Source organism: Sphingopyxis sp. LC81 (assembly GCF_000756375.1).
Lineage (GTDB): Bacteria > Pseudomonadota > Alphaproteobacteria > Sphingomonadales > Sphingomonadaceae > Sphingopyxis.
In genome coordinates this window covers 15611-42265 of the sequence record NZ_JNFD01000014.1, presented here as the reverse complement: position 1 = coordinate 42265, position 26655 = coordinate 15611, and the positions used below count along the sequence as shown (strand labels likewise).

Here is a 26655-nt window from a genome sequence, read left to right as displayed (position 1 = left end):
GCGCAAAGCACAGCCAATGTGCAAGAGCAAGGGAGACGAGGATGGCCGAGTTCGAACTGATCGCCGACGGATTGCGCTTTCCCGAGGCGCCGGTCGTGATGGACGACGGCAGCGTCATCGTCGTCGAGATCGAGGCGAAGCGCATCACGCGTTGCTGGCCCGGCGGGAAGAAGGAGGTCATCGCGACCCCCGGCGGCGGCCCCAATGGTCTCGCGATCGGTCCCGACGGCAAGCTCTATTGCTGCAACAACGGCGGGTTCAACTATGTCGAGGCGAACGGTTATCTCGCGCCGCACGGCATCGCCGAGGATTATTCGGGCGGGCGGATCGAGCGTATCGATATCGAGACGGGCGAAGTCGAGGTGCTGTATAAATCGGGCGACCATGGTGTGACGCTGCGCGGCCCGAACGACATCATGTTCGACGCGCACGGCGGCTTCTGGTTCACCGATCATGGCAAGGTCGATTATGCCGCGCGGTGCCACGACATCGTCGGCATTTTCTACGCCAAGGCCGACGGCAGCTTCATCGAGGAAGTGATCTTCCCGAGCTATAACCCCAACGGCATCGGCATCTCGCCCGACGGAACCAAGCTCTATGCCGCCGAAACCTATACCTGCCGCCTGACCCAGTTCAACATCGTCGCGCCGGGCAAGGTCGACGACAGCGCGGGCCCCGGTGGCCCCGGCATCCCGCTCTATCGCCCCGCGGGCTATAAATTCTTCGACAGCCTCGCGATGGAGGCGAACGGCAATATCTGCGTCGCGACGATCGGCGAGTGCGGGATTTCGGTCGTCGGCCCCGATGGCGCGCTCGTCGAATTTGTCGCGACCGACGATATTTTCACGACCAACATCGCCTTCGGCGGACCCGACCGTCAGGATGCCTATATCACCCTGTCGGGGACGGGCCGGCTCGTGAAGACGCGCTGGGCCAGACCGGGGCTGCAACTGCAGTACTGACCCCGCGCCCGTTGGGGAGGCAAGGATGAGGATGTTGGGGATGGCGGCGCTGCTGATCGCGGCGCCCGCAAGCGCGCAGGGGCTGAACGCCGAGCAGGCCGATGCGATCGTCAAGGGCTGCGCGGCGCATGCACGCGCCAAAAGCCAGAGCCATGCAATCGCGGTCGTCGATACGGGCGGGCAGCTCGTCGCCGCGTGGCGGATGGACGGCAATGGGTTTGGCAGCATGGAATTCTCGATTGAAAAGGCGCGCGCCGTCGCGGCGTGGGGTTTCCCGACCAGCGGGATGGAAGAAGCGGTCAAAGGCACGCCGGGTTTTGCGGATGCGCCTCACGTCGTCCCCGTCCCCGGCGGCATCCCCGTCTTCTCCGCCGACGGCCGCACCCGGCTCGGCGGAGTCGGCGCGTCGGGCGAGGCGCCCTCCGACGATGCCGCTTGCGCCGTGGCCGGGATCGCGGCAGCAGGGCTGAAGTCGGAGCGCGCTCGCTGACTGTCACGGCGCGTCGCCCGCAACAGGGAGGCCCGCCAATGCACCGCGAAACCCACGCCGTCACGCGGATCGGCTGGCTGCGCGCCGCGATCCTCGGCGCCAACGACGGGATCGTGTCGACCGCCAGCCTGATCGCGGGCGTCGCGGCGGCGGGCGTTGCGCCCTCGTCGATCCTCGTCACCGGCACGGCGGGCCTCGTTGCAGGCGCGATGTCGATGGCGGCAGGCGAATATGTGTCGGTGAGTTCGCAGGGCGACGCCGAAAGGGCCGATGTCGAGCTGGAGAAACGGCATCTCGCGGCGGACCCCGAGTATGAGCTCGAGGAACTCACGCAAATTTACGAACAGCGCGGACTCGACCGACCGCTTGCTGAGGAGGTCGCGGCGCAGCTCACCGCACATGATGCGCTCAAGAGCCACTTGCGCGACGAACTGGGGCTCACCCGCGAAATGGCGGCGCGGCCGGTGCAGGCCGCCGGCGCCTCGGCTGCAAGCTTCGCGGTCGGTGCCGCGCTACCGCTCGCGACCGTGATGCTCGACCGCGGCGATTCGTTGCCGTTTACGGTCTCGGCGGCATCGCTCGTCTTCCTTGCCATCCTCGGCGCGCTCGGCGCGTGGGCGGGCAATGCACCGATGCTGCGCCCGGTCTTGCGCGTGACCTTTTGGGGCGCCTTCGCGATGGCGGCGACGATCGCGATCGGATCGCTGCTCGGCTAGCGCCGCGCGAGCCATTCGCGGAGCGCAACGGCGTTGTTCCGCTCCTCATTCTTCGCGGCGTAGAGCAAGGTCACCGGCCCCGCCTGCGCCGCCGCATCGAGCGTGAAGAGCGCCGCCTTCACCTCCTCGCCGCCGGCATCGAGTTCGGCGAAATAATCGAGGCGGAACGCATCCCATGCCTCGTCCGAACCGGCGGTTTCGCCGTGGAAGCGTTTGCGCAGGCCGTCGCTCGGCGACAGCGGCTTGAGCCATGCCGCCAGCGCCGCTTTCTCCTTCGACACGCCGCGCGGCCACAGCCGGTCGACGAGGAAGCGCGTCCCGTCGCCGGGACCGGCCGGTTCGTGAATGCGTTTGACCGCGATTGTCAGGGGCGGTGCCATCTGTATGACTATCGGTCATCCCGCATTCGCGGGCAAGACAATCGGAGGGGTCCGGACATGAGCGCAAAGAGCTGGGCGATCGACATCGATCGCGACGATATCACGCAAGCCCATTTGGTCGAGGACGCGGGCGCGCCGCTCGCGCCGGGGCAGGTGCGCGTGCATCTGGACAGCTATGCGATGACCGCGAACAACATCACTTATGCCGTGTTCGGCAAGCCCGCGGGGCTGTTCGGCAATGATCAGGGCTATTGGGATTTCTTCGCCGAGCGCGATACGCCGGGCCGCCTGCCCGTCTGGGGCTTTGCGACGGTGACCGAAAGCGCCGCCGAGGGCGTCGCGGTCGGCGACCGTTTCTATGGCTATTACCCGATGGCAAGCGATGCCGTGCTGACCGTCGGCAAGGCGGGAGCGGGCGGCTTCACCGATGTGACGCCGCGGCGCACCACCCTGCCCCCCATCTATAACAATTATCAGCGGATCGAGGCGCTGCCCGATTATCGCGCCGCCGACCATGATTATTGGCCGGTGTTCCGCCCGTTGTTCCTCACCGGCTGGCTGATCGCCGACCAGTTCGAGGATGAGGGCGATTATGGCGTCCAGCAGATCCTGATCGCGAGCGCGTCGAGCAAAACCGCGATCGGCCTCGGCTTCGCACTCAAGCTGCGTACCGACCGCCCCGAAACGATCGGCCTGACGAGCGCCGCCAATGTCGAGGCGCTCGCGGCGCAAGGCATCTACGACCGCGTCATCAGCTATGACCAGATCATGACGCTGAATGCATCGACCCCCGCAGCGCTCGTCGACATGGCGGGCAATGGCGCGGTGACACGCGTGGTGCACAGCCATTACGGGAACAACCTCAAAGCCTCGATCATCGTCGGCAAGTCGCACTGGGATGCGCAGGTCGATGGCGAGGGGCTCCCCGGCCCCGAACGGCAGGGCTTTTTCGCGCCCGGCCGCAGTCAAAAACGCATCGCCGACTGGGGCGGCGCGGCGTTCGGGCAGAAGATCGCCGAAGCCTGGCTTGCCTTCATGGACGTTGCACCGCGGCTGACTTCGGTCGATAAACGCAGCGGCGGCGATGCGGCGCTCGCCGCCTATCGGGAGATGCTCTCGGGACAGGCCGACCCCAAAAAAGGGATTGTCGTCGTTCCATGAGGGCTGGGGCGACCAGCCGCTTTTCTCACCGCAAGAAAGGATCGGCCATGCTTCGCACGCTTGTTTTCGCCACCTCGCTCGCGCTCCTGCTTCCGGCGGGCGCCGCGCTTGCCGAAACGCCCAAGGCCGCACCCGCGCACAAACCCGATCTCGCCGACCGCGTAGCGGGCACCTATAAGGGCGACGTCATTTCCGATGCACGCGGCTCCTCGAAAAATGGCGTCACGATCACCGTGACGCGCATCGGGGCGAACAAGGTCGAGATCAAATCGAGCTATGCGCGCATCCCGACCGTCACCATCCCGCTGGAAAAGGCGATGGATGCGGTCCTCGCGGCGAGCGGGCCTTATGTCTTTCTGCTCGATACCGTACGCTCGCCCGACCGGCTCGACCTCACTATCGACGATGCGAGCTGGTCGGGCCAGCGCGTCGCGACGCCGCCCGTGAAGAAATAAGGAAAAGCGATGCTGATCGTCGGAAGTCCTGTGTCGCCCTATGTGCGCAAGATCCTCGCCATCCTGCACCTGAAGGGGCTCGATTACGAACTCGATCCGATCACGCCCTTTTACGGTAACGACGAATTTTCGAAGCTGAGCCCGCTGCGCCGCATCCCGGTGCTGGTCGACGGCGACCTTGTCATCAATGATTCGACCGTGATCGCCGAATATCTCGACGAAGCCTACCCCGATGTCCCGGTGCTGCCCAAGGGCCCGCGCGAACGGGCACAGGCACGCTGGATCGAGGAATATGCCGACAGCCGGCTCGGCGACCTCTGCATCTGGAGCCTCTTCTTTCCGAAGATTGTTGCGCCGCATGTCTTCAAGCGTCCGCCCGACGAGGCGGCGATCGCGAAGGTCACCGACACCGACCTGCCCGAAGCGATCGACTGGATCGAGGAACGCGCGCCGGCGGGCGGCTTCCTGTTCGGCGACGCGGTCAGCATTGCCGACCTCGCCGTCGCCTGTCCGCTGCGCAACGCCGCGATTGCCGGCTGGACGCCCGACCCGGCGCGCTGGCCCAGGACGGCAGCCTGGCTCGACCGCATCGCGGCGCTCCCCTGCTATGCGCGCACCCTCTCCTTCGAACCCGCGATCCTCGCGACGCGCGCCGATGGGCGCCGCGCCGCGCTCGAAGCGGCGGGCGTGAAGGTCGCCGAACAGAGCTTCGGCGCCGACAATCCGCGCGCCAGCATCATGCTGCGCTGATCCTTCCAACTCTCCCAACGACAGGAACCATCCATGGGTCGCTTCACGACCGTGATTTTCGATTTTGGCGGCGTCATCACCGCCTCGCCCTTCGAGGCGTTCAACCGGTTGGAGGACGAGCGCGGGCTGCCACGCGATTTCGTCCGCCGCGTCAACGCGGCCAACCCCGACGGCAATGCCTGGGCGAAGTTCGAGCGCGCCGAAATCGATGCTGCCGCGTTCGACGCGCTGTTCGCCGAGGAGGCGCGCGCGCTGGGGCATGAGCTGGAAGGCGAAGCCGTGCTTGCCGTCATCGCGGGGGCGGTGCGTCCGGCGATGGTCGCGGCGCTCGATACGTTGAAGGATCGCGGCTTCACCATCGCGTGCATCACGAACAATGTGCCGGGCGGCAAGATGGGCGTTCTCGGCGCGGGAATGACGCGGAGCGAGGAGGCCGCGATCGAGGTCGCCGATATCATGGCGCGCTTTGCGCATGTCATCGAGTCGAGCAAGGCGGGGGTGCGCAAACCCGACCCGCGGATTTATCTGATGATGTGCGAAAAGCTCGGCGTCGAGCCCGGCGAATGCATCTATCTCGACGACCTCGGGATCAACTGCAAACCCGCGAGCCAGCTCGGCATGCACGCGATCAAGGTGACGAGCGGCGAACAGGCGCTCGCCGACCTGTCGGGGGTGCTGGGAATGCCCCTACCCTGACGCTTCGGCGAGGTTCAGCTTTGCCGCGCGCTCGAAGATCTGCGTGAGGACAGGCTCGGTATCCGCAACGCGCATCGCGACGTGAAACTCGACGGGCGCCAGCGTCGGCATGCCGTCGATTTGGGTGAGCGCGCCACTCGCGATTTCGCCGCGCACCATCGGTTGCGGGAAGATGCCGATGCCGCCGCCCGCCTTCGCGATGTCGATCATCGTTCTGGCATTGTTGCATAAGTTGAGTGACTTCTGCGCGATGCGCGACGCCGCGATCGCCTCGCGCATCCGGCCATGGATCGGCGAATGGCTGGCGAGCGACCAGACCGGAAGCGCGGCTTCGCCACCGGTAAAGGCCGATGCCACCGCGCGGCTCGCGAGCCAGACGAGTTCGACCGCGCCGATCGGGCTCGTTTTCAGCGCCGGATGCGCGATCGGCCCCGCGGCAAAGGCGATGTCGGTGCGCCCGGTGAGCAGCTGCTGGATCAGGTTCGCGGTGAGGTCGATTTCGATCTCGAGCCCGACATTCGGCATATCGGCCTTCAATCCCGCGACGAAGGCCGGAAGGCAACTCGCCGCCGCGATCTCGCCCGCGCCGATCCGCACCACTCCGCTCGCCTCGCCATAGCCGCCGCTGCCGAGCAGCGCGACCTGCATGTCGCGGAGCAGCGGGTCACAGTCGCGCACCAGCTTGCGCCCCGCCGCGGTGAGCGACATCGCGCGCCCCTCGCGGCGGAACAGCGCGGTGCCGAGGCGCTGTTCGAGCTCGCGCATCCGCGCCGACACCGTCGGCTGGGTCGTGTTGAGCCGCTCGGCGGCGGCCGAAAAGGTGCCGAGCCGGTCGATCCACAGCAGGGTTTCGAGATGATAGAGCGAGACGCGATTGATAGACATCGTCTATGTATAATCCAAAAATCGAACAATTAGAATTGATGGATCAAATACGCCAAGGTCGCGCACGAAATCATTCAGGAGAGCCGTCCCATGGGGAAGAAGCAATATCCCGACGCCGCCACCGCCCTCGAAGGATTGCTGTTCGACGGCATGCAGATTTGCGCAGGCGGTTTCGGCCTTTGTGGCATCCCCGAGCGGCTGATCGACGCGATCCGCGATGCGGGGACGAAGAACCTCACCATCGCCAGCAACAACGCCGGGATCGACGGCGAAGGGCTCGGCAAGCTGCTCCGTACCAAGCAGGTCAAGAAGATGATCTCGTCGTATGTCGGCGAGAATAAGGAGTTCGAGCGGCAATATCTGGCGGGCGAGCTCGAGGTCGAATTCTGCCCGCAGGGCACACTCGCCGAGCGTTGCCGCGCCGGCGGTGCGGGCATCCCCGGCTTCTACACCAAGACCGGCGTCGGCACGCTCGTCGCCGAGGGCAAGGAAGTGAAGAATTTCGACGGGCAGGATTATATCCTCGAACGCGGCATCTTCGCCGACCTTGCGATCATCAAGGGGTGGAAGGCCGACGAGAGCGGCAACCTCATCTTCCGCAAGACCGCGCGCAACTTCAACCAGCCGATGGCGACCGCCGCGAAGATCTGCGTCGCCGAGGTCGAGGAAATCGTTCCCGTCGGCAGCCTCGATCCCGATGCGATCCATCTCCCGGGCATCTATGTGAAGCGCCTCGTCCTCGGCGCGCCCTACGACAAGAAGATCGAATTCCGCACGACGCGCCCGCGCGAGACGGCCTGATGCGGGACTTCGCCATTGGCGCCGCGCTGCTCCTTGCCGGGTGCGCCAGCGCGCCCGCGGACGTGTCGACCGCGCCGCCTGCGCCAACCGAAGCTGCCAAACCGCCGGTCGCGCTGCAATATCTCTATGGCTCGCCCGAGGCTGCGGTGGCGGTGCGCGCGACCAATGCGCGGATCGCCGACTATGGCGTGTGGCGGATCAAGCAGCGGCCGAAGGACAGCGTCGTGCTGGCGGCGGGTGCGACGATGGATGCGCCGGCGTTCGAGCCGTGCGGCGGCAAGCCTTTCGCCGCGGTGTTCGACGCCGACGAGACGCTGATCTGGAACCTCGGTCCGATGCGCCATTTCGCGCACTCCGCCTACGATCCGAAGGTTTGGGACCAGTGGGAAAAGACCGGTGCGGGCAAGGCAGCCGCGATGCCCGGCTCGGTCGAGATGGTGAACAAACTCCGCGCCGCGGGGATCACCGTCATCGCCAACACCAACCGCAGCGCCGCCAACGCCAGGGGCAGCGAGGACACGCTGCGCGCCGCCGGGCTCGGCGAATTCAAGCATGGCGAGACTTTGTTCCTGATGGGCGACTATGCCGACGGATCGAGCAAGGACGGACGCCGCGCGGCGATCGCGTCGAAATATTGCGTGATCATTTTGGGCGGCGACCAGCTCGGCGATTTTAGCCAGCAGTTCAACGTCAAGGATTTGCCCGCCGCGCAGCGCATGGCGCTCGCCACCAGCGCGGGCGCAACCGCACTTTGGGACAAGGGCTGGTTCCTTTTCCCCAACCCCGTCTACGGCCCGTGGGAAAAACTGGGCTGGGACGATGCCTTCCCCTCCGACAAGCAATGGGAGCCGAAATAATGGCCTGGACGCGTGATGACATGGCGGCGCGCGCCGCGAAGGAACTGCAGGACGGCTATTACGTCAACCTTGGCATCGGCATCCCGACCCTGGTCGCGAACCATATTCCTGCCGGGATGACGGTGACGCTCCAGTCCGAAAACGGCATGCTCGGCATCGGCCCCTTCCCCTTTGAGGGCGACGAGGACCCCGACCTGATCAACGCGGGCAAGCAGACGATCAGCGAGCTGCCGCAGTCGGCTTACTTCAGCTCGTCGGACAGTTTCGCGATGATCCGCGGCGGGCATATCGACCTCACCGTCCTCGGCGCGATGGAGATTGCCGAAAATGGCGACATCGCGAACTGGATGATCCCCGGCAAGATGATCAAGGGCATGGGCGGCGCGATGGACCTCGTCGCCGGGGTCAAGAAGATCATCGTCGTGATGGAGCATAACGCCAAGGACGGCAGTCCCAAGTTCATCCCCGAATGCACGCTGCCGCTGACCGGCAAGAATGTCGTCGACATGATCATCACCGACCTCGCGGTGTTCAAGCGCGACGACCATGACAGCCCGTTCAAGCTGATCGAGCTGGCGCCGGGCGTGACGGCGGAGGACGTCGCCGCGAAAACGACGGCGCATTATATTGCATAATGTCGCCGCCAATCCCGGTTCCGCCTGGCTGATCGTCGGCGGGTGGTTATCGGTCCTGGCCGCGCTGCTCCATATCGCGTGCATTTTCGGCGGTCCCGACTGGTATCGCTTTTTCGGCGCGGGCGAAGGCATGGCGCGTGCCGCGGCGCGCGGCGACCTGCACCCGACGCTGATCACGCTTGCGATCGGCGCCGTCTTGCTGATCTGGGCCGCCTATGCCTTTTCGGGCGCCGGTTCGTTCCCGCGCCTGCCGCTGCTGCGGACGGGGCTGATCGTCATCGCGTCCATCTATCTGCTCCGCGGCCTTATTTTTGTGCCGCTCCATTTGTGGCGTCCGCAACACACCGACAGTTTCGCGGTCTGGTCTTCGCTGATCGTCTTTGTCTATGGCGCGGTTTACGCCGTGGGGACATTCAAGGCCTGGCGCCATCTTGCGCCCTGAGGGGTGACGGCCGCGGAAGTCGCCGCTAAGACGGCGGCCAATTATGAGGTCGCAGTTTAAAAACAAGTCCAGAAGGCCGGTTTTCACCTATCTCATCGCGATCGTCGCTTTGGGGTTGGCAGGCTGGTTTGGCATTCACGCGCTCGGCGGGAAGCACCCGCTGGCGAGCGTCGCAATCCCGATCAAGGCGCCCGAGAACCTGCCCGACACCCCCGCCGAATGGCGCGGCCGAATCGACTATCAAGCGCTCGACCGGCAACTCTCCGACCTGTCGCAGCGGCCCGAGATGGCGGGGCTGGCAGTGGCGGTGGTCGAAGACGGCGAACTGCGTTTCGTCCGCACCTATGGCTTTTCCGACAAGTCGACCGGGGCGCAGGTAACGCCGCAAACGCTGTTCCGCTGGGCCTCGGTTTCCAAAACCGCCACGGGCGTGCTGGCGGCCGCGCTGGCTACCGACGGTGCTCTCGATCTGGGCCGTCCGGTCGCCGGCCTCGGCACGTCGCTGCGTTTGCCCGGCGGCGCCGAGGCGCATGTCACGCTGGACCAGCTGCTGGCCCAGCGCACGGGCCTTACCAAAAATGCCTATGACGAGAAATTGGAGGAAGGGCAGAACCCCGCGGCGCTGCGCGCGAGCCTCGCCGCCGCGCCGCTGCAATGCGAACCCGGCACCTGCCACACCTATCAGAATATCGCCTTCGACGCGGCGAGCGAGATATTGGCGCGGGCGGCGAACGAGCCGTTCGGCAAAGCGGTCGAGGACCGGTTTTTCCGCCCGCTCGGCATGGTCAGCGCAGGGTACGGCATGGAGCGGCTGACGGGCGCGAAGGATTGGGCGAAACCGCATCGCGGCGCGCAGGTCCGCCCGATCAAGGAAGCCTATTGGCGCGTTCCCGCCGCTGCGGGGGTCGAAAGCGATATCGTCGATTTCGCCACATGGATGCAGGCGATGATGGGGAAGCGCCCCGACGTGCTGCCTGCCCCGGTGTTGCAGCTCGCCCATCGCCCGCGCGTCGGCACCGGGCGGCTCTATGGCGGCGCCTTGCGCGCGGCCACGGGCGATGCGGCCTATGGCCTCGGCTGGCGGAGCTTCACCTATGGCGGCAGCCGGCTCGAAGGCCATTCGGGCGCGGTCGAGGGCTATCGCGCGACGATGATTTTCGAACCGGCGACGCGGACGGGCGTCGTCGCACTGTGGAACAGCGATTGGGGATTTCCGTTCCGCATCCCGTTCACGGTAATCGACAGCTATCACAAGCGCGACAATGCGGGCTGGCTCGACCTTAGCGAATTGCCCGCGCCCGCGGGGAGCGCTGCGAAGGCGGCTCCGGTTGCCGCGGAGCCGAAAGGGTAACGGCCTTCCCCCCCGTCCGCTGCCTGTGTATGAGGCGCGCGGACAAGGCCGAGAGGAGATTCATCGATGCGCGTACTGCTGACCGGATCATCGGGTTGGCTGGGGCGCTATCTGGCTCCGCTCCTCGCCCAAAACGGCCATGACGTCACCGGGCTCGACGTTGTGCCCGGGACGCATACGCAAGTCATCGGCACCGTCGCCGACCGCGCGCTGATCGACCGGACGATGGGCGAGCATGGGATCGAGGCGGTGATCCACGGCGGCGCGCTGCATAAGCCCGACATCGTGCGTTATCCGCGCCAAGCCTTCGTCGACGTCAATGTCAGCGGGACGCTCAATCTGATCGAGGCCGCGGTCGCGGCGGGCAACGACCGCTTCCTCTTCACCTCGACGACCTCGCTGATGATACGCGCCGATGTGCGCGAAGGCGCGGGCGAGGCGGGCGCATGGTGGATGGACGAGGATTTCGGTCCGATCGAACCGCGCAACATTTACGGAATCACCAAGCTCGCCGCCGAGCAGGCGTGCAGGCTGGTGCACCGCGAGCATGGCATCGCGGTGGCGATCCTGCGCACCGGGCGCTTCTTCCCCGAGGATGACGACACGCACGAAGCCCCCGGCGGCGAGAATCTCAAGGCCAATGAATTGCTCAACCGCCGCCTGACGGTCGAGGACGCCGCCGCGGCGCATCTCGCCGCGCTCGAAACCGCGCCGTCGATCGGCTGCGATACCTTCATCCTCTCGGCGCCGCCGCCGTTCGCGCGCGAGGAAGCCGAAGAACTGGCGCGTGAGGCGCGCGCGGTGATCGCGCGCCATCATCCCGACGCTGCCGAGCTCTATGCCGCCAAAGGCTGGGTACTCCCCGAGATCATCGACCGCGTTTACGACCCGTCGCGCGCCGAGCGCCGCTTCGGGTGGCGCGCCGCGACCGATTTCGGCAGCGTGCTCGCCGCGCTCCGCGATGGCACGCCGCTGCCCTTCGCGCACGACCCCGACTATACGTCCCCCATCATCGCACAGGAGCGCCAGGCATGTATGTGCTGATCACCGCCAACCGCAATTATTCGAGCTGGTCGCTGCGCCCCTGGGTGCTGATGCGCGCGCTCGGCATCGCGTTCGAGGACCAGATCGAACCCTTCACCAACCCGATCAACTATGACGAGTTCCGCAGTTTTTCGCCGACCGGACAGGTTCCCGCGCTGCTCGACGAAGGACGGACCGTCTACGACTCGCTCGGCATCACGCTCTATCTCGCCGACCGGCACGAGGGTGTATGGCCGGCCGACCCCGACGCGCGCGCCTGGGCGCAATGCGCGACGACGGAAATGCACAGCGGCTTTTCGGCGCTGCGCAACGATTGCACGATGAATGTCGGGGTTCGCGTGACGCCAAAGCCGCCGTCGGGTGCGCTCCGCCTCGACGTCGCGCGCATCCGCGAATTGTTCGCCGAGGGCCTGTCGCGCTTCGGCGGCCCCTTCCTCGCGGGCGACCGCTTTACCGCGGTCGACGCCTTCTTCGCCCCGGTCGCCTTCCGTATCCGCACCTATGGCCTCGACGCCGGCGCCGGACAGGCGTGGGTCGACCATATGCTCGCGCAGCCGGCGATGGTCGAATGGGAACGGCAGGCGCTCGCCGAAAGCTGGCGCGAGGAGGGTCACGAGGCGGAATTGATGGCAGCGGGCGTGATCACCGCCGATTACCGGACGGCCTAGTCGGCGAGCGCCTCGCGCACGACCGCGATTCCGGCCGCGCGCTGTGCCCTCAGTTCGGCCTTCAGTTTGGCGGGGTCGCGCGCGAGGACGAAGCCGAAGCTGACCCCGCCTTCCTTGCCGAGCGTGGCATGGTGGAGCTTGTGCGCCTGCACCAGCCGCTTCGCATAGCCGCGCCGCGGCACCCAGCGGAAATAGCGCTGGTGGACGAGCCCGTCGTGCACCAGCGTATAGATGATGCCGTAGAAGAGGACGCCGAGTCCGATCCACGTTCCGGGCTCCCACGCAGCGGCGCCCATGATCATCGGGCTGCCGACAACGAACATCGAAATGCTCAGCGCGGCGCCGACGAGGCCGAACAAATCGTTCTTTTCAAGCATCTTGTCGTGCGGTTCGTGATGGTCGCGATGCCAGGCCCAGCCGAAACCATGCATGATATATTTGTGGCTCGCCCAGGCAACGCCCTCCATCGCCGCGAAGGTGGCGAGAATGAGCGCGATGATGGCGAGCGTCGACATGGCCCCATTATACTCCATCGAGTGCGACCGAAAATTGCGTTTTTGATCGCCACTCGCTTGCATTGTTGTCGCGCAAGCTTAAGTGAACCGCATGACTCGGCCCCGCACCCTTTATGAGAAAATCTGGGACGCGCATGTCGTCGAACAGCGCCCCGATGCCACTTGCCTGATCTTCATCGACCGTCACCTTGTCCATGAAGTCACCAGCCCGCAGGCCTTTGCCGGGCTTCGCGCGAGCGGGCGCACGGTGCGCCGCCCCGATCTTACGATTGCGGTGCCCGACCATAATGTGCCGACCACGCCGCGGCTCGATGCGGCGGGCAACAAGCTGCCGATCGCCGACCCCGAAAGCGCGGCGCAATTGGCGGCGCTCGAAAAGAACGCCCCCGAATTTGGCATTCGCTACATCGATGCGACGGCGCCCGAACAGGGCATCGTCCATGTCGTCGGGCCCGAGCAGGGCTTTTCGCTGCCCGGCACAACGATCGTCTGCGGCGACAGCCACACCGCGTGCCACGGCGGCATCGGCGCGCTCGCCTTCGGCATCGGGACGAGCGAGGTCGAGCATGTGCTCGCGACGCAAACCTTGCTGCTCCAGCCGTCGAAGACGATGGAAGTGCGCGTCGAGGGCGAAGTCGGCCCCGGCGTCAGCGCGAAGGATATCATCCTCCACATCACCGGCGTCATCGGCGCCGCGGGCGGCACCGGCCATGTCATCGAATATACGGGCAGCGCGATCCGCGCGCTGAGCGTCGAAGGGCGGCTGACGGTCAGCAACATGGCGATCGAAGGCGGCGCGCGCGCCGGGCTGATCGCGCCCGACGAGACGACCTTCGCATACCTCAAGGGCCGCCCCTATGCGCCGAAGGGCGCAGACTGGGACGCCGCGGTCGCTTACTGGAAAAGCCTCGCGACCGATCCGGGCGCGACCTATGACAAGAGTGTCGTCATCGACGCCGCCGACATCGCGCCAAGCGTCACATGGGGCACCAGCCCCGAGGACGTCGTGCCGATCACCGGCGTCGTCCCCGCCCCCGAAAGCTTCGCCGATCCATCGAAGCAAGCCGCCGCCGCCAAATCGCTCGCGTACATGGGCCTCGAACCCGGCACGCGGATGCAGGATGTGCCGGTCGAGAATATCTTTATCGGCAGTTGCACCAACAGCCGCATCGAGGATCTGCGCGCCGCCGCCGCGGTGATCAAGGGCCGCCACAAGGCCGACAATGTCAAATGGGCGATCGTCGTCCCCGGATCGGGGCTGGTGAAAGCGCAGGCCGAAGCCGAGGGGCTCGACCGCATCTTCACCGACGCGGGCCTCGAATGGCGCGAGCCCGGCTGTTCGGCGTGCCTCGCGATGAACCCCGACAAGGTGCCCGCGGGCGAACGCTGCGCCTCGACGAGCAACCGCAATTTCGTCGGGCGTCAGGGCCCGGGCGCGCGCACGCACCTCGTCAGCCCCGCGATGGCGGCGGCAGCGGCGGTGACGGGCAAACTCACCGATGTGCGGGAGCTGATGGCATGACCCCGCTCGACAAGGTCGAAGGCCGCGCGATCCCGTTCGGGCTCAAGAATGTCGATACCGACGTCATCATCCCCGCGCACTGGCTGAAGACGACGACGCGCGAGGGCATGGGGCGCGGCGCGTTCGAAAGCCTGCGCGCCGATCCCGACAATCTGTTCGACAGCGCCGATTTCAAGGGCGCGCCGATCCTGATCGCGGGCGACAATTTCGGCTGCGGATCGAGCCGCGAACATGCCGCATGGGCGCTCGGCGACCTCGGCATCCGCGTCGTGATCGCGCCCAGCTATTCGGACATTTTCTCGGGCAATGCAGTGAAGAACGGCATATTGCCCGTCGTCCTTCCTCAATCGGCCATCGACCGGCTGATGGAGGTCGCCACGACCGATCCGGTCTTCGTCGACCTCGAGCATCAGACGGTGACGACGCAGTATCAGGACCGTTTCAGCTTCGAGATCGACCCGTTCCGCAAGATGTGCCTGCTCGAAGGGCTCGACGAGATTTCGCTGACCGAAAAGAGCGACGCGGCGATCGGCGCCTATGAGGCAAAACTCGACGCCGATCGGCCGTGGATGCGTCCCGCCGCATAGGATCAAACGAACACCATAAGAGGAGAAGATGATGAAGGCTCTCTTGTCGACCGCAACCGGCGGCCCCGAAACGCTCACCTTGGGCGAACTGCCGCGCCCGACCGCGGGCAAGGGCCAGATCGTGATCGACGTGAAGGCCTGCGCGGTCAACTTCCCCGACGTGCTGATCATCGAGGATAAATATCAGTTCCGCCCCGAACGCCCCTTCGCCCCCGGCGGCGAAGTCGCGGGATTGGTCGCCGAAGTCGGCGAGGGTGTGACCGAGTTCAAGGTCGGCGACCGCGTCATCGCGGGCTGCGGCAATGGCGGCATGTCCGAAGCCGTCGCGGTGTCGGTGCACAATGTCTATCATTTGCCCGAAGCGCATGATTTCGCCGCGGGCGCCTCGCTGCTGATGACCTATGGCACCAGCATCCACGCGCTTGTCGATCGCGGACATATCGAGGAAGGCGACACCTTGCTCGTGCTCGGCGCATCGGGCGGCGTCGGCATCGCCGCGGTCGAGCTGGGCAAGGCCTTCGGCGCGCGCGTCGTTGCCGGCGTGTCGAGCGAGGAAAAGGCCGACATCGCACGCCAGGCGGGCGCCGACGAGGTCGTCGTCTATGGCCGCCAGCCGTTCGACAAGGACCAGTCGAAGGAGCTTGCGAACAAGTTCAAGGAAGCCGTTGGCCCGAATGGCGCGAACGTCATCTATGACGCGGTCGGCGGCGATTATGCCGAGCCCGCGCTGCGTTCGATCGCGTGGGAGGGTCGCTATCTCGTCGTCGGTTTCCCTGCGGGCATTCCGCGCCTGCCGCTCAACCTCACCTTGCTCAAGAGCTGCGATGTCGCGGGCGTGTTCTGGGGTGCTTTTGTGGCCCGCGAACCCGCGCGTAACCGCGCCAATATCGCGCGGCTGTTCCAGCTGTGGGAGCAGGGCAAGATTCAGCCGCGGGTGACCGAGAGCTTTGCCCTCGCCGACGGCGGCAAGGCGATCGCCAAGCTCGGCGACCGGACCGCGGTCGGCAAGCTGGTCGTCACCGTCTGAAAATCCGGCCCGACCCGGCGCTGACCGAGGCGCTCAGCGACCTTGCAGCGTCGGGACGGATTGCAGTGCGGGTCACGCCCGGCGCGCGGCACGACGAGATTCGGGTCGAGGGCGAAACCGTGCATATCCGCGTCACCTCGCCGCCCGCCGACGGCGCCGCGAACGACGCGGTGCTGCGCCTGCTCGCCGCGGCGCTCTGCCGCCCGCCGCGCGATTTGACGCTGCTTCGCGGGGCGAGCGCGCGCATCAAATTGATCGGGATTGCGACGAGCCGATAGCGCCGGGTTAACCAATTGGCAGGGGCTGGGTGCTATAGCCGTCAGGAGGACTAGCTGGGCCAAGGTGGATCATGGCAAAACGCCGATCGAAACGCGTGGAAGGCGACGCGAGTATCGCGAATATTTCGCGTACCCGCCGCGCACAGCTTGTCGCCGAATTCGAAGGTGAGCTGGGCATCGACCACAAGGCCCGCGCCAGGGCCGCAGAGGCCGAGCGCCGCTGGATCGCCCGCAAGACCTTTATCGTCTGGACGATCGCGGTGATGTTCTTTGCCATCGCGTGCCAGAAATTGTGGATCATGGGCAACGACGTCGATGTGCCCTTTTCCGACATCAACCCGGTGCGCAGCCTGTTCGGCGAATGACAGGCCGATAATCGAACGAACGGGGCCGCGATCGCCCGCGACCCCGCTTATCCGCTAAAACCGATCAATAAACGCGCGCCTTCGGCTTGATATATTCGACGTCGTCGGACAGCGTATATTCATGGACCGGGCGGTAATCGAGGCGGACGCCGCCGCCCTTGCCGCCCCAGCCGTCGAACCAGCTGATCGTGTGCTTCATCCAGGTCGCGTCGTCGCGGTTCGGGAAATCCTCGTGCGCGTGGGCGCCGCGGCTTTCCTTGCGGTTGAACGCCGAATGCATCGTCACCGTCGCCTGCGCGATCAGATTGTCGAGCTCGAGCGTTTCGATGAGGTCGGTGTTCCAGATCAGGCTGCGGTCGGTGACATGGACGTCGTTCATCCGCTGATAGGTTTTGGTGAGCTTTTCCTTGCCCTCCGCCATCAGTTCGTCGGTGCGGAACACCGCGGCATGGGCCGACATCGCGCGCTGCATCTCGGTGCGGATTTCCGCCGTCGGCGAGCCGCCATTGGCGTTGCGGAAATGATCGAGGCGGCTGAGTGCGAGGTCGGCGCTGTCCTTGGGCAGCGCGGCCTGTGCGGCGCCAGGCTTCAGGATTTCCTTGAGGCGATGGCCGGTCGCGCGGCCGAAGACGACGAGGTCGATCAGGCTGTTCGAGCCGAGGCGGTTCGCGCCGTGGACCGACACGCACGCGGCTTCGCCGACCGCGAACAGTCCGGGGACGACGGTGTCGGGGCCATCCTTGCCGAGCGTCACGACTTCGCCGTGATAGTTACAGGGGATGCCGCCCATATTGTAATGGACCGTCGGGACGACGGGGAGCGGCTGGCGCGTCAGATCGACACCGGCGAAAATCTTGCCGCTCTCGGTGATCCCCGGCAGGCGCTCGGCGAGCACCGCGGGATCGATATGGTCGAGGTGCAGATAGATATGGTCGTTGTCCGCGCCGACGCCGCGGCCTTCGCGGATTTCGAGCGCCATCGAGCGCGAGACGACGTCGCGCGACGCCAGATCCTTTGCCGAGGGGGCATAGCGTTCCATGAAACGCTCGCCCTCGGAGTTGGTGAGGTAGCCGCCCTCGCCGCGCGCGCCTTCGGTGATGAGGACGCCGGCGCCGTAGATGCCGGTCGGGTGGAACTGGACGAATTCCATGTCCTGCAAAGGCAGGCCGGCGCGCAGCACCATGCCGCCGCCGTCGCCGGTGCAGGTGTGCGCCGAGGTGGCGGTGAAATAGCAGCGGCCGTAACCGCCCGTCGCGAGCACGACGGCCTGCGAACGGAAGCGGTGGATGCTGCCATCTTCGAGGCACATCGCGATGACGCCGCGGCAGGCGCCATTTTCCATGATCAGGTCGAGCGCGAAATATTCGACGAAGAAGTCGGCGTCATATTTCAGCGACTGCTGATAGAGCGCATGCAGCATTGCATGGCCGGTACGGTCGGCCGCGGCGGCGGTGCGCTGCACCGGCGGGCCTTCGCCCATATTCTGCATATGGCCACCAAAGGGGCGCTGATAGATGGTGCCGTCGGCGTTACGCGAAAACGGGACGCCGGCATGCTCGAGTTCGTAGACCGCGTTCGGCGCTTCGCGCACCATATATTCGATCGCGTCCTGGTCGCCGAGCCAGTCGGAGCCCTTGACGGTGTCGTACATATGCCATTGCCAATGGTCGGGCGAATTGTTGCCGAGCGACGCGGCGATGCCGCCCTGCGCCGCGACGGTGTGGCTGCGCGTCGGGAACACCTTGGTGATGCACGCGGTCTTCAGCCCCGCTTCGGCGCTGCCCATCGTGGCGCGCAGGCCCGAACCGCCGGCACCGACAACGACGGTGTCATAGATATGATCGATGATCTTGTAGGCGTCGGTCATCTTACATGCCCCCCGGAGCGAGCCCGGCGGCGGGCGCAAGCACGATACGGACAATGGCGAAAATGCCGTAGGCGGCGCCGCCGATCGCATAGAAGTTGAGAAGGACGAGCGACAGCAGACGCGTCGCCTCGCCGTGGACATAGTCCTCGATCAGCACCGTCAGGCCAAGCCGCAGGTGCCAGAAGACGCTGACCACCATCAGGATCAGCGCGAGCGCGACGGTCGGATTCGAGGCCCAGCGCAGCACCGCGGCATGATCGCCGAGCGGCAGGCGGACCAGCGAAACGAACAGGAAGCCGACGAGCAGGATGTTGGCGAGCGCGGTCAACCGCTGTTGCAGCCAGTGGTGCGAGCCATGCCCCGACGAGCCGAGCCCGCGAACCTTGCCCAGATGCGTGCCATTGCCCATCAGAGTGCCCCCGCCATGATATAGAGCCAGGTCGCGGCGGTCGCGAGGACGCCCGCGGTGATCACGGCGATCGACCACAGCTTGTTGGTCTTCAGTTCGTAACCGGCACCCGTATCGAGCACGAAGTGGCGCAGCCCCGAGAAGAGATGCTGGAAAAAGGCCCAGGTCAGGCCGACAAGCACGACCTTGCCGACGATATTGGTGATCTGGTGAACGATGCCGACCTCGGGGCTGGGATCGTGCCAGACGCAGGCGAGGAATGCGGCATAAGCGTCGGGACCGGCCGCGAGCGCGCCAAGCCACCAGAGGAACATGCACGCACCAACAATCGCGAGACCGTCACCGCTCGCGCGATGAAGGATCGAGACCGCCATCGCGGGGGTCCATTTATATACCTGCAAATGCGGGGAGCGCGGACGCGCACTCGGTTCGTTGCCAGCCATATCAGCCCTGTCTTGACTCTAAACGGTCGATGCGGTGCCGGTTAAGCCTTCCCGCCGCGATATGCAATTGCTTAGGAGCATAGGCAAAAAAATCGCCGTCTTTCGCGATATTCAGCGCGTCACATACCCGTTGAGCGCGAGCCAGCTTGCAAGAATGGCCATATATTCGGCCGAATCCGGTCGTTCGGTGCCGTCATGCTTGGGATCGAGCGAGATTTTCTGATCGGTCGACATCGCCATCGCGTGATCGGCGCCCGCGATGCTGTGCACCGTCAGTTTCGGCATCCGCGCCGCGACGGCCTTCAGGCGCTCGACCGAGACGGCGACCGGCACCACCGCATCGTCGGCACCGTACAGGACGAGCGTCGGCACGGTGACCGCCGACAGATTCTTCAGCGGATCATTCTCGATTTCGCGGCGCCAGCCCGAAACGGCGCGGTCGCGGATCGTTTCGCCCATATAGGTATATTTGAACCACGGCTGGGTCTTGGCCGCATCGATCATTTTCTGCGCGGCCTCACGGCTTCCCGTTCCGCGCATATAGTCGTCGACCGCTTTTCGCGTCGCGGTCATCTGGTCGATCTCGGCCTGCGAATGGCCGTTCGCCCTCAGGTGATTGGTCGAGGAGAAGAGCATCTGCACATCGGCGGTGACGACCGGCGCCGACACCGCGATCACAAAGGCGATATCGGGGCTTCGCGACGCGGCCAGCGGCGATATCCACCCGCCCTGGCTCAGCCCCCAGGTCCCTATGCGCTTCGGGTCGATGCGTGGATCGCCCTTCAGGCTCTGCGCCGCGGCGATGGCATCGTCGGCGAGCAGCGTGAAGTCGCCGCCGGCCGTCTTCGTGCCCGACTGGCCCGATCCGCGCCGGTCATAGACGAAGACCGCGATGCCGAGCGCCGGCAGGGCGGTCTTGAGATGATCGTAAAGCGACGCCCCCCGGAGCGGCGACGACGCGCTGTGCGTCACGACGACCGCCGCCACCGGCTTGGTGCTCGCCGGCAGGATGAGCGTTCCCGACAGTTCGGTGTCGCCGCTCCTGAAACGGCGCTCCTCGGTGACGACCTCTGTCGTCGCCGGAGCGGTCCATGGAAAAGCAGGCGCGGGCACCGCAACCGCCGGCTGGAACGCGGCGAGCCCGGCCGCGGCAGCGCAAAGGGCGGTGATCATCCGCATCAAGGAGCCCCCGGCCCGGCAGTGAGCACGGGGGCATGCGTCACTTGATCTTGCCGCGGTTCGCGTAGAGCAAGGCCGCGATCACCGCGGCCGAACCGATGCCGAGGCCAGCCGCCGCCGCGGTCTTCCAGCCGCGCTTGCCCTTCGCCGCTTCCGCATCGGCGGCCTGCGCCGCTTCGGCGGCTTCGCGCTGCTGCTGGCGCTCGCGCGCGGCGCGCAGCACTTCATTTTCTTCCTGCTCGTCGTCGTGCGGCGGGGGAGGTGGCACTTGGTCGGTCATCTTCTCTTATGTCCTTTTCGTCAGGCGAGCGCCTGTTCGACAGGCACATAATCGGTTCCGATCGCTTCGGCTACGGCCTCGAACGTCACCTTACCATTCCAAACGTTCAAACCCTGCGCAAGATGCACGTCGCGTTTCAACGCCTCTTTCCACCCCAGATCGGCGATGCGCAGCGCGTGCGGCAGCGTGACATTGTTGAGCGCATAGGTGCTGGTGCGCGCGACCGCGCCGGGCATGTTCGCGACCGCATAATGGACGATGCCGTCGACGACATAGGTCGGGTCAGCGTGCGTCGTCGCATGGCTCGTCTCGAAGCAGCCGCCTTGGTCGATCGCGACGTCGACGAGCACCGAGCCGGGGCGCATCGTGCCGAGCATCTCGCGCGTCACGAGCTTCGGCGCCTCGGCGCCGGGGATCAGCACCGCGCCGATCACCAGATCGGCCTCGGCGACGCATTCGGCGAGGTTCGCGCGGTTCGAGAAGCGCGTCTTGGCGCGCGCCTCGAAGAAGGTGCCGACGCGTTCGAGCACTTCGGGATCGCGGTCGAGGATCGTGACGTCGGCGCCGAGGCCAGCCGCCATCTGCGCCGCGTTGAAGCCGACGACGCCGCCGCCGATCACGCAGATCTTGCCCGGCGCCACACCCGGCACGCCGCCGAGCAGCACGCCGCGGCCGCCGTGCGCCTTTTCGAGCGCGGTCGCGCCGGCCTGGATCGACATACGCCCCGCGACCTGGCTCATCGGCTTCAGCAGCGGCAGGCCGCCGTGCGGGCTGGTGACGGTTTCATAGGCGATGCACACCGCGCCCGACGCCATCAGGTCGCGCGTCTGGTCGGGATCGGGCGCGAGGTGGAGGTAGGTGTAGAGGATCTGCCCCGGGCGCAGCATCGCGCGCTCGACGGGCTGGGGTTCCTTGACCTTCACGACCATCTCGCACTGCGCGAAAATCTCTTCGGCGGTCTGGACGATTTCGGCGCCCGCTTCGACATAATAGCGGTCGTGCGCGCCGATCCCCTCGCCCGCGCCGGTCTGCACCAGCACGCGGTGGCCGTGGACGACGAGTTCGCGTGCGCTCTCGGGGGTCAGGCCGACGCGATATTCGTGATTCTTGATTTCCTTGGGGGTGCCGATGATCATGATCACTCTCCGAATATGGGTGTCATCGGCGATCGACTATCGCCGCCGAAAACTTGTCGGCGCTTTTAGCAGAAATGGCTCGCGAGGTGCTTGCATATCCGTTGCGGATTCGCGACATACTTGCACGATTTTGGCGTAAAATGGATCGATGGCGCACAATGATTGACAGGATCGACGTCAAGCTGCTCGACTTGCTGCAACGACAGGGCCCGCGACCGGCGGCCGAACTTGGCGAGGTGGTCGGCCTGTCGGCATCGGCATGCCACCGGCGCATCCGCGCGCTGGAGGCGGCGGGGATCATCACGGGCTATAGCGCGCGGCTGAACCCCGATAGCATCGGGCTCGGGCTCGACGTGTTCGTCGACATCAGCCTGACGTCGCAAAGCGAGGAGGCGCTGACCGCGTTCGAGAGCGCGGTGAAGAGTTTCGACGAGATCCTCGAATGCCAATTGCTGTCGGGGGCGTCGGATTACCGGCTGCGCGTCGCGGCGCGCAACGTCGCCGATTTCGACCGGCTGCACCGCCACTGCCTGTCGCGCCTGCCCGGGGTTGCGGCGATGCACAGCGCCTTTGCGCTGCGCACGATCAAGGCGTTTGTGGGCTATCCGGTGCCAGCAGCGAGTTAACACCGTCTTTACCATTTCTACCGCATATCCCGTTCACCAGTTTCATGGGACGCATGCGGGCGGCAGACCCGCGCGCCTTTCGGGTCGATCGGGGAAGCAGGATCATGGTGAAGGAAAATCCGATTCATAAGCAGCAGATCGATCCGGTGCCGATGGCCGATCGCTTTTCCTTTTACGACCTCGACGGGCGCCTTGTCGCCAATGCGACCGAAATTCACGCCATCATCGCCGGGCGCGAGGAAGCGATCGCCAAAGCCTATTGGGACGCGTTCAACACGCTGCCCAGCGTCGACCGCCGCGTCGAGGGTGAGCTTTTCGAATCCTATGTCCGCGGCAGCGCGCGCCACACCGTGGCGAAATATGCCGATGCCGCGGGTCAGGAGGTCGCGACGATCGCCTGCCAGAACGCCCATATGGCGCGGCGCGTGAAGCTGCCGCTCGCATCGGTGATGTCGTGCATCGCCGAAAGCCAGCGGCTGACGATCGAATATGTCGTCGAAGCCTGTTTCGGCGATGCCGAACGGCTGGCACGGCTGACGAGCGCGGTGAACCGCCTCGCGCTGCTCGAATTCGATATCATGCAGCGCTATGCGAACAAGCTCGACCGCGCCGTCTTTTCGAGCGAGCGGCAGGCGCTGGCGGGCGATTTCGACCGCTCGATCGCGTCGCTGGTGCAGGACACCGACGGCGTGCGCGAACAGCTCGCCAAGCAGGCGGCCTCGGCCGATCAGGCGGCGAAGGGCATGATCGCGAAGACGAGCGAAGTCGCCGCCGCCTCCGAACAATCGGCGATGGCGATGCGCGAAGCCGCTTCGACCGCCGCGGGACTGATCCGCGCGATCGAGGATGCGCGCAGCGAAGTCGAAGCCTCGGCCAGCGTCGCGACGCGCGCGTCGGAGCAGGCGGGCGAAGCCGTCGCGATGTCGGCGACGCTGTCGCACCATGCCGAATCGATCGAATCGATCCTGGGTCTGATCCGCGAAATCGCGGGCCAGACCAACCTCCTCGCCCTCAACGCCACGATCGAAGCGGCGCGAGCGGGCGAATCGGGCCGCGGCTTTGCCGTCGTCGCGCAGGAGGTGAAGAGCCTCGCCAACGAAACCGCGCGCGCGACCGACGATATCGCGGGCAAGATCACCGCGATCCAACAGGCGACGCGCGGGTCGGTGAGCGCGAACGAGTCGATCCAGGCGACGATCGTCGAGGTGCAGACCTCGGCGCAGCGCATTCGCGACGCGATGGACGCGCAGGCGCAGACGGTCACCTCGATCACCGCGGCGGTCGACGAGACCGCGCTCGCCGCCGACAGCATGTCGTCGACGATCGCGAGCATCCGCAACGATTCGGGCATGGTCGCGAACGAGATCAGCGTGCTGAGCCAGGAATTCGGCAAGATGGGCGGCCGGTTGCAGCAGCTGGAACAGGCCGCGAGCGAATTCAGCCGCCGGGTGGCATAACTCACCCGCTTCCCCCGCTTGGCAAGCCCCGCCCCGCTGCCTAAGGCGGGGGCATGAGCACGCATATCCTGATCACCGGCGCGAGCCGCGGTATCGGCGCCGCGATCGCCGAGGCCCTCACCACCAGCGCGACCAAGGTTGTCGCGCTGTCGAGCGCCGACGGCGACCTCGCCGATCCCGCGACCCCCGACCGGCTGTGGCAGGCAAGCCTCGACCGGCTGGGCGGCCGCATCGACGTGCTCGTCAACAATGCCGGCGTGTTCGAGGCAAACCCGCTGGGCGACCCCAACGCCGACTGGCTCGCCAGCTGGAACCGCACGATGCAGGTCAATCTGACCGCGAGCGCGCAACTCTGCCGCCACGCGGTGCTGCACTGGCACGAACGCGGCGTTCCCGGCCGCATCGTCAATATCGCGAGCCGCGCCGCCTATCGCGGCGACAGCCCCGCGCACTGGCATTATGCGGCGTCGAAATCGGGCATGGTCGCGATGACCAAGACGATCGCACGCGCCTATGCGAAGGACGGCATCCTCGCCTTTGCGATCTGCCCCGGCTTCACGATGACCGGGATGGCCGACGATTATCTCGCGAGCCGCGGCGGCGACAAATTGCTCGCCGACATCCCCTTGGGCCGTGTCGCAATGCCCGACGAAGTCGGCGAAATGGCGCGCTGGTGCGCGCTCGATGCCCCCGCGTCGATGACCGGTGCGGTGCTCGACGTGAACGGCGCGAGCTATGTGCGCTAAATGAGCTGGATCGTCTCCCTCCCCTGCACCCGCGACGAAGCCGAAGCGTTGTCGGGCGAAATTCCCGAAGTCGATGCCGCGCCCGAGGCGCCGGTCGTCGTGACGCGCGAGATCGACGAGGATGCGGGGCTGTGGCAACTCGACGCCTATATGGACGCCAAGCCCGGAGCGGCGCTGCTGACGCTGCTGCAGTCGTTCGTGCCGAGCGCGAAGGGCAAGAAACCCGTCGTCGCGCAATTGCCCGAAGAGGATTGGGTGACGCTGAGCCAGCAGGGGCTGGAGCCCGTGCAGGCGGGGCGCTTTTTCGTCCACACCAGCAGCTATGCCGACCGCGTGCCCGCGGGCAGCACCCCCTTCCTGATCGACGCGAGCCAGGCGTTCGGCACCGGCGGGCACGACACTACCGCGGGCTGCCTGTCGATGCTCGACCAGCTCGCACAGCAAGGGGCAAGCCCGCGCAATATCGCCGACATCGGCACCGGCACGGGATTGCTCGCCTTCGCCGCGATGGCGCTGTGGCCGCGCGCCAAAACGATCGCGTCGGACATCGACCCCGCGAGCATTTTCGTGACGCGCGACAATGCGGGCATCAACAATGTGCCGCTGGGACGCGGCGGCGGGCGGCTCGCGCTCGCGGTGGCGCCGGGGACGAATCACCCGTCGATCAAGCACCGCGCGCCCTATGACCTGGTCATCGCGAACATCCTTGCCGGACCGCTGATCACGCTGGCCCCGGACATCGCCGCCGCGACGGCGCCGGGCGGCCATGCGATCCTCGCCGGCCTCATCGCGCGGCAGATGGAGCCGGTGCTCGCCGCCTACCGCGCGCAGGGCTTTCGCCTCGCCGCGCGCGGCGGCAGCGCCGAGTGGCCGTGCCTGTTGCTGGTCAAACGCCGCCGCTATGGCTGGCGCCGCAAGGAACGCGCGTTCCACCGCGCGAGCCCGTCGGATGCGAGCTTCGGAAGCTGGTAAGCTAAACGCTGGAAATATCCGGGTGATTTGCTAGTCTGACGCCAGTCATCGGGAGAAATCGGCCATGAGCCTTTTTGCCGCCGTCGCTTTGCTCGCTGCCATGCCCGTCGCCAACGACGCCCCCAACCCTATCGTCGTGACCGGCACCCCCGTCACCGGCGACGAAGCCCGCAAGCGCGCGCTCGAATTCGTCCGCCGGACGGGTGTCGCCGAATTGCGCCCGATCGCGCGCTGGATCGCACCGGTCTGCCCGCACGTCATCGGGGTCGACGACGCAGTGGCGGCCATCGTCGAAAAGCGGGTCGGCGAGGTTGCCGTCGCGGCCGGCGCGCGGGTCGCCCCATCGGGCTGCGACACCAATATCGCGATCGTCTTCACGTCGAACGGCGGCGCATTGACGCGCGCGATGCTGCGCAAATCGCCCATGCAACTCGGCGAATTGTCGCCGGCGGCGCGCGAGCGGACGGCGCAGGGCGGCGATGCGATCCGCTGGTGGTACAGCACGCGCGTGCAAAGCCGCGATGCCGTGTCGGCCTCGACCGCGCCGCTGCCCTGGACGTTCGGACATAGCGAAGGCGGCGGTCCGGTCATCAACGGCGCGGGTCCGATGTTATCGCATTATGGATCGAGCCTCGTCAGCACCCAGGCGGTGCGCGCGCTGACCGCCGCGACCGTCGTGATCGATGTCGAAAAGGCCGACGGCACGCCGCTCGATGCCATCGCCTCCTTCGCCGCGATGGTCGCGATGGCCGAAATGGACAGCGATCCGCCGCCCCCCGGAAATTCGATCCTCGCGCTGTTCGACGGCGAGGACGATCGGCGCGCTTTGTCGAGCGAGGATCAGACGCTGCTGCGCGCCATCTATAGCCTGCCGCCCGACCGCGAGGCCCATCAGCACCGCCGCCAGCTGGTTACCGCGATCGCCAAATCCAAGAGCGGAGATTGACCCGGCC

The 26655-nt window shown here is 66.2% G+C and carries 33 protein-coding genes; 24 read left to right on the top strand and 9 right to left on the bottom strand.

From position 1 onward, the window contains the following. Positions 1 to 41 precede the first annotated feature (41 nt). From FG91_RS07685 to FG91_RS07675, 3 genes are read left to right on the top strand one after another with little or no spacing between them, the layout of a single operon-like run. Complete coding sequence (locus FG91_RS07685; RefSeq protein ID WP_037513842.1) at positions 42 to 962, top strand: SMP-30/gluconolactonase/LRE family protein; 921 nt, start codon at positions 42 to 44, stop codon at positions 960 to 962. 25 nt (positions 963 to 987) lie between these two features. Continuing rightward, positions 988 to 1452 (top strand): GlcG/HbpS family heme-binding protein, encoded by a 465-nt coding sequence (locus FG91_RS07680; protein WP_081940472.1) that lies wholly within the window; start codon positions 988 to 990, stop codon positions 1450 to 1452. Between the two features lie 38 nt (positions 1453 to 1490). Further along, positions 1491 to 2168 carry a VIT1/CCC1 transporter family protein gene (locus FG91_RS07675; protein WP_037513841.1) on the top strand — a complete coding sequence of 226 codons (678 nt, stop codon included), beginning with the start codon at positions 1491 to 1493 and terminating at the stop codon, positions 2166 to 2168. Here FG91_RS07675 and FG91_RS07670 read toward each other — a convergent pair. Next, a complete protein-coding gene (locus FG91_RS07670) occupies positions 2165 to 2548 on the bottom strand; it encodes a DUF488 domain-containing protein (RefSeq protein ID WP_037513840.1) in 384 nt (127 codons plus the stop codon). The two genes, FG91_RS07675 and FG91_RS07670, sit on opposite strands and share 4 nt — an antisense overlap. A 57-nt stretch (positions 2549 to 2605) precedes the next feature. Between FG91_RS07670 and FG91_RS07665 the strand changes: the two genes are divergently transcribed. Genes FG91_RS07665 through FG91_RS07650 form a run of 4 tightly spaced genes read left to right on the top strand, consistent with a single transcriptional unit; the run spans position 2606 to position 5610 of the window. After that, on the top strand, positions 2606 to 3709 hold the full coding sequence (locus FG91_RS07665) for a DUF2855 family protein (protein WP_037513839.1): 1104 nt from the start codon (positions 2606 to 2608) through the stop codon (positions 3707 to 3709). A gap of 47 nt (positions 3710 to 3756) precedes the next feature. Further along, the gene (locus tag FG91_RS07660; RefSeq protein ID WP_037513837.1) at positions 3757 to 4164 is read left to right on the top strand and encodes a hypothetical protein; all 408 of its coding nucleotides are present in this window, start codon (positions 3757 to 3759) and stop codon (positions 4162 to 4164) included. 9 nt (positions 4165 to 4173) lie between these two features. After that, positions 4174 to 4914: a glutathione S-transferase family protein gene (locus FG91_RS07655; RefSeq protein ID WP_037513835.1), complete on the top strand. Its 741-nt coding sequence runs from the start codon at positions 4174 to 4176 to the stop codon at positions 4912 to 4914. A gap of 33 nt (positions 4915 to 4947) precedes the next feature. After that, positions 4948 to 5610: an HAD-IA family hydrolase gene (locus FG91_RS07650; RefSeq protein WP_037513834.1), complete on the top strand. Its 663-nt coding sequence runs from the start codon at positions 4948 to 4950 to the stop codon at positions 5608 to 5610. Here the strand turns inward: FG91_RS07650 and FG91_RS07645 are convergent. After that, entirely contained in the window at positions 5602 to 6495 is an 894-nt protein-coding gene (locus FG91_RS07645) for a LysR family transcriptional regulator (RefSeq protein ID WP_037513832.1), read from the bottom strand. The genes FG91_RS07650 and FG91_RS07645 overlap by 9 nt on opposite strands. Before the next feature lie 90 nt (positions 6496 to 6585). Here FG91_RS07645 and FG91_RS07640 point away from each other — a divergent pair, with 90 nt between their 5' ends. From FG91_RS07640 to FG91_RS07610, 7 genes are all read left to right on the top strand, one after another. Further along, positions 6586 to 7296 (top strand): CoA transferase subunit A, encoded by a 711-nt coding sequence (locus FG91_RS07640; protein ID WP_037513830.1) that lies wholly within the window; start codon positions 6586 to 6588, stop codon positions 7294 to 7296. After that, entirely contained in the window at positions 7296 to 8153 is an 858-nt protein-coding gene (locus tag FG91_RS07635; protein WP_037513829.1) for an HAD family acid phosphatase, read from the top strand. The genes FG91_RS07640 and FG91_RS07635 overlap by 1 nt, the downstream gene beginning before the upstream one ends. Next, complete coding sequence (locus FG91_RS07630) at positions 8153 to 8788, top strand: CoA transferase subunit B (protein WP_037513827.1); 636 nt, start codon at positions 8153 to 8155, stop codon at positions 8786 to 8788. The genes FG91_RS07635 and FG91_RS07630 overlap by 1 nt, the downstream gene beginning before the upstream one ends. Beyond that, entirely contained in the window at positions 8781 to 9230 is a 450-nt protein-coding gene (locus tag FG91_RS07625; protein ID WP_052187399.1) for a hypothetical protein, read from the top strand. The genes FG91_RS07630 and FG91_RS07625 overlap by 8 nt, the downstream gene beginning before the upstream one ends. Positions 9231 to 9273: 43 nt before the next feature. Continuing rightward, the gene (locus FG91_RS07620; RefSeq protein WP_052187398.1) at positions 9274 to 10581 is read left to right on the top strand and encodes a serine hydrolase domain-containing protein; all 1308 of its coding nucleotides are present in this window, start codon (positions 9274 to 9276) and stop codon (positions 10579 to 10581) included. 66 nt (positions 10582 to 10647) lie between these two features. Further along, positions 10648 to 11625: an NAD-dependent epimerase/dehydratase family protein gene (locus tag FG91_RS07615; RefSeq protein ID WP_037513826.1), complete on the top strand. Its 978-nt coding sequence runs from the start codon at positions 10648 to 10650 to the stop codon at positions 11623 to 11625. Continuing rightward, positions 11613 to 12293 (top strand): glutathione S-transferase family protein, encoded by a 681-nt coding sequence (locus tag FG91_RS07610; RefSeq protein WP_037513825.1) that lies wholly within the window; start codon positions 11613 to 11615, stop codon positions 12291 to 12293. Before FG91_RS07615 ends, FG91_RS07610 begins: the two co-directional genes overlap by 13 nt. Here the strand turns inward: FG91_RS07610 and FG91_RS07605 are convergent. After that, on the bottom strand, positions 12290 to 12808 hold the full coding sequence (locus FG91_RS07605; protein WP_037513824.1) for a sterol desaturase family protein: 519 nt from the start codon (positions 12806 to 12808) through the stop codon (positions 12290 to 12292). The two genes, FG91_RS07610 and FG91_RS07605, sit on opposite strands and share 4 nt — an antisense overlap. A gap of 91 nt (positions 12809 to 12899) precedes the next feature. On the opposite strand from FG91_RS07605, the gene leuC reads away from it, so the two are divergent. The 5 genes from leuC (at position 12900) to FG91_RS07580 (ending at position 16587) form a co-directional block, all read left to right on the top strand. Further along, a complete protein-coding gene (gene leuC / locus FG91_RS07600) occupies positions 12900 to 14330 on the top strand; it encodes a 3-isopropylmalate dehydratase large subunit (protein ID WP_037513823.1) in 1431 nt (476 codons plus the stop codon). Then, a complete protein-coding gene (gene leuD, locus FG91_RS07595) occupies positions 14327 to 14917 on the top strand; it encodes a 3-isopropylmalate dehydratase small subunit (RefSeq protein ID WP_037513822.1) in 591 nt (196 codons plus the stop codon). The genes leuC and leuD overlap by 4 nt, the downstream gene beginning before the upstream one ends. Before the next feature lie 31 nt (positions 14918 to 14948). After that, positions 14949 to 15944: an NADPH:quinone oxidoreductase family protein gene (locus tag FG91_RS07590; RefSeq protein ID WP_037513821.1), complete on the top strand. Its 996-nt coding sequence runs from the start codon at positions 14949 to 14951 to the stop codon at positions 15942 to 15944. A gap of 65 nt (positions 15945 to 16009) precedes the next feature. After that, positions 16010 to 16222: a DUF167 domain-containing protein gene (locus tag FG91_RS07585; RefSeq protein ID WP_081940471.1), complete on the top strand. Its 213-nt coding sequence runs from the start codon at positions 16010 to 16012 to the stop codon at positions 16220 to 16222. A gap of 71 nt (positions 16223 to 16293) precedes the next feature. Then, entirely contained in the window at positions 16294 to 16587 is a 294-nt protein-coding gene (locus tag FG91_RS07580; protein ID WP_037513819.1) for a hypothetical protein, read from the top strand. A gap of 64 nt (positions 16588 to 16651) precedes the next feature. Here FG91_RS07580 and sdhA read toward each other — a convergent pair whose 3' ends face one another. The 6 genes from sdhA to ald all read right to left on the bottom strand — a co-directional run bounded on the left by sdhA (position 16652) and on the right by ald (position 21901). After that, a complete protein-coding gene (gene sdhA, locus FG91_RS07575) occupies positions 16652 to 18454 on the bottom strand; it encodes a succinate dehydrogenase flavoprotein subunit (RefSeq protein WP_037513816.1) in 1803 nt (600 codons plus the stop codon). Position 18455: 1 nt separating this feature from the next. Then, a complete protein-coding gene (sdhD, locus tag FG91_RS07570; protein WP_037513815.1) occupies positions 18456 to 18863 on the bottom strand; it encodes a succinate dehydrogenase, hydrophobic membrane anchor protein in 408 nt (135 codons plus the stop codon). After that, on the bottom strand, positions 18863 to 19237 hold the full coding sequence (sdhC, locus tag FG91_RS07565) for a succinate dehydrogenase, cytochrome b556 subunit (RefSeq protein ID WP_443027737.1): 375 nt from the start codon (positions 19235 to 19237) through the stop codon (positions 18863 to 18865). The genes sdhD and sdhC overlap by 1 nt, the downstream gene beginning before the upstream one ends. 180 nt (positions 19238 to 19417) lie before the next feature. Further along, complete coding sequence (locus tag FG91_RS07560) at positions 19418 to 20485, bottom strand: alpha/beta hydrolase family protein (protein ID WP_037513812.1); 1068 nt, start codon at positions 20483 to 20485, stop codon at positions 19418 to 19420. Between the two features lie 40 nt (positions 20486 to 20525). Next, positions 20526 to 20765, bottom strand: a complete 240-nt coding sequence (locus FG91_RS07555) for a hypothetical protein (RefSeq protein ID WP_037513811.1) — start codon at positions 20763 to 20765, stop codon at positions 20526 to 20528. Positions 20766 to 20785: 20 nt separating this feature from the next. After that, the gene (gene ald, locus FG91_RS07550) at positions 20786 to 21901 is read right to left on the bottom strand and encodes an alanine dehydrogenase (protein WP_037514055.1); all 1116 of its coding nucleotides are present in this window, start codon (positions 21899 to 21901) and stop codon (positions 20786 to 20788) included. A gap of 158 nt (positions 21902 to 22059) precedes the next feature. Here ald and FG91_RS07545 point away from each other — a divergent pair, with 158 nt between their 5' ends. The 5 genes from FG91_RS07545 (at position 22060) to FG91_RS07525 (ending at position 26648) form a co-directional block, all read left to right on the top strand. Beyond that, the gene (locus FG91_RS07545; RefSeq protein WP_200878418.1) at positions 22060 to 22527 is read left to right on the top strand and encodes an Lrp/AsnC family transcriptional regulator; all 468 of its coding nucleotides are present in this window, start codon (positions 22060 to 22062) and stop codon (positions 22525 to 22527) included. A 104-nt stretch (positions 22528 to 22631) separates the two neighbouring features. Continuing rightward, the gene (locus FG91_RS07540) at positions 22632 to 23984 is read left to right on the top strand and encodes a methyl-accepting chemotaxis protein (protein ID WP_037513809.1); all 1353 of its coding nucleotides are present in this window, start codon (positions 22632 to 22634) and stop codon (positions 23982 to 23984) included. 53 nt (positions 23985 to 24037) lie between these two features. Then, a complete protein-coding gene (locus tag FG91_RS07535; RefSeq protein ID WP_037513806.1) occupies positions 24038 to 24730 on the top strand; it encodes an SDR family NAD(P)-dependent oxidoreductase in 693 nt (230 codons plus the stop codon). Further along, on the top strand, positions 24731 to 25702 hold the full coding sequence (locus FG91_RS07530; RefSeq protein WP_037513803.1) for a 50S ribosomal protein L11 methyltransferase: 972 nt from the start codon (positions 24731 to 24733) through the stop codon (positions 25700 to 25702). A 64-nt stretch (positions 25703 to 25766) separates the two neighbouring features. Further along, on the top strand, positions 25767 to 26648 hold the full coding sequence (locus tag FG91_RS07525) for a hypothetical protein (RefSeq protein ID WP_037513801.1): 882 nt from the start codon (positions 25767 to 25769) through the stop codon (positions 26646 to 26648). Positions 26649 to 26655: the final 7 nt, after the last annotated feature.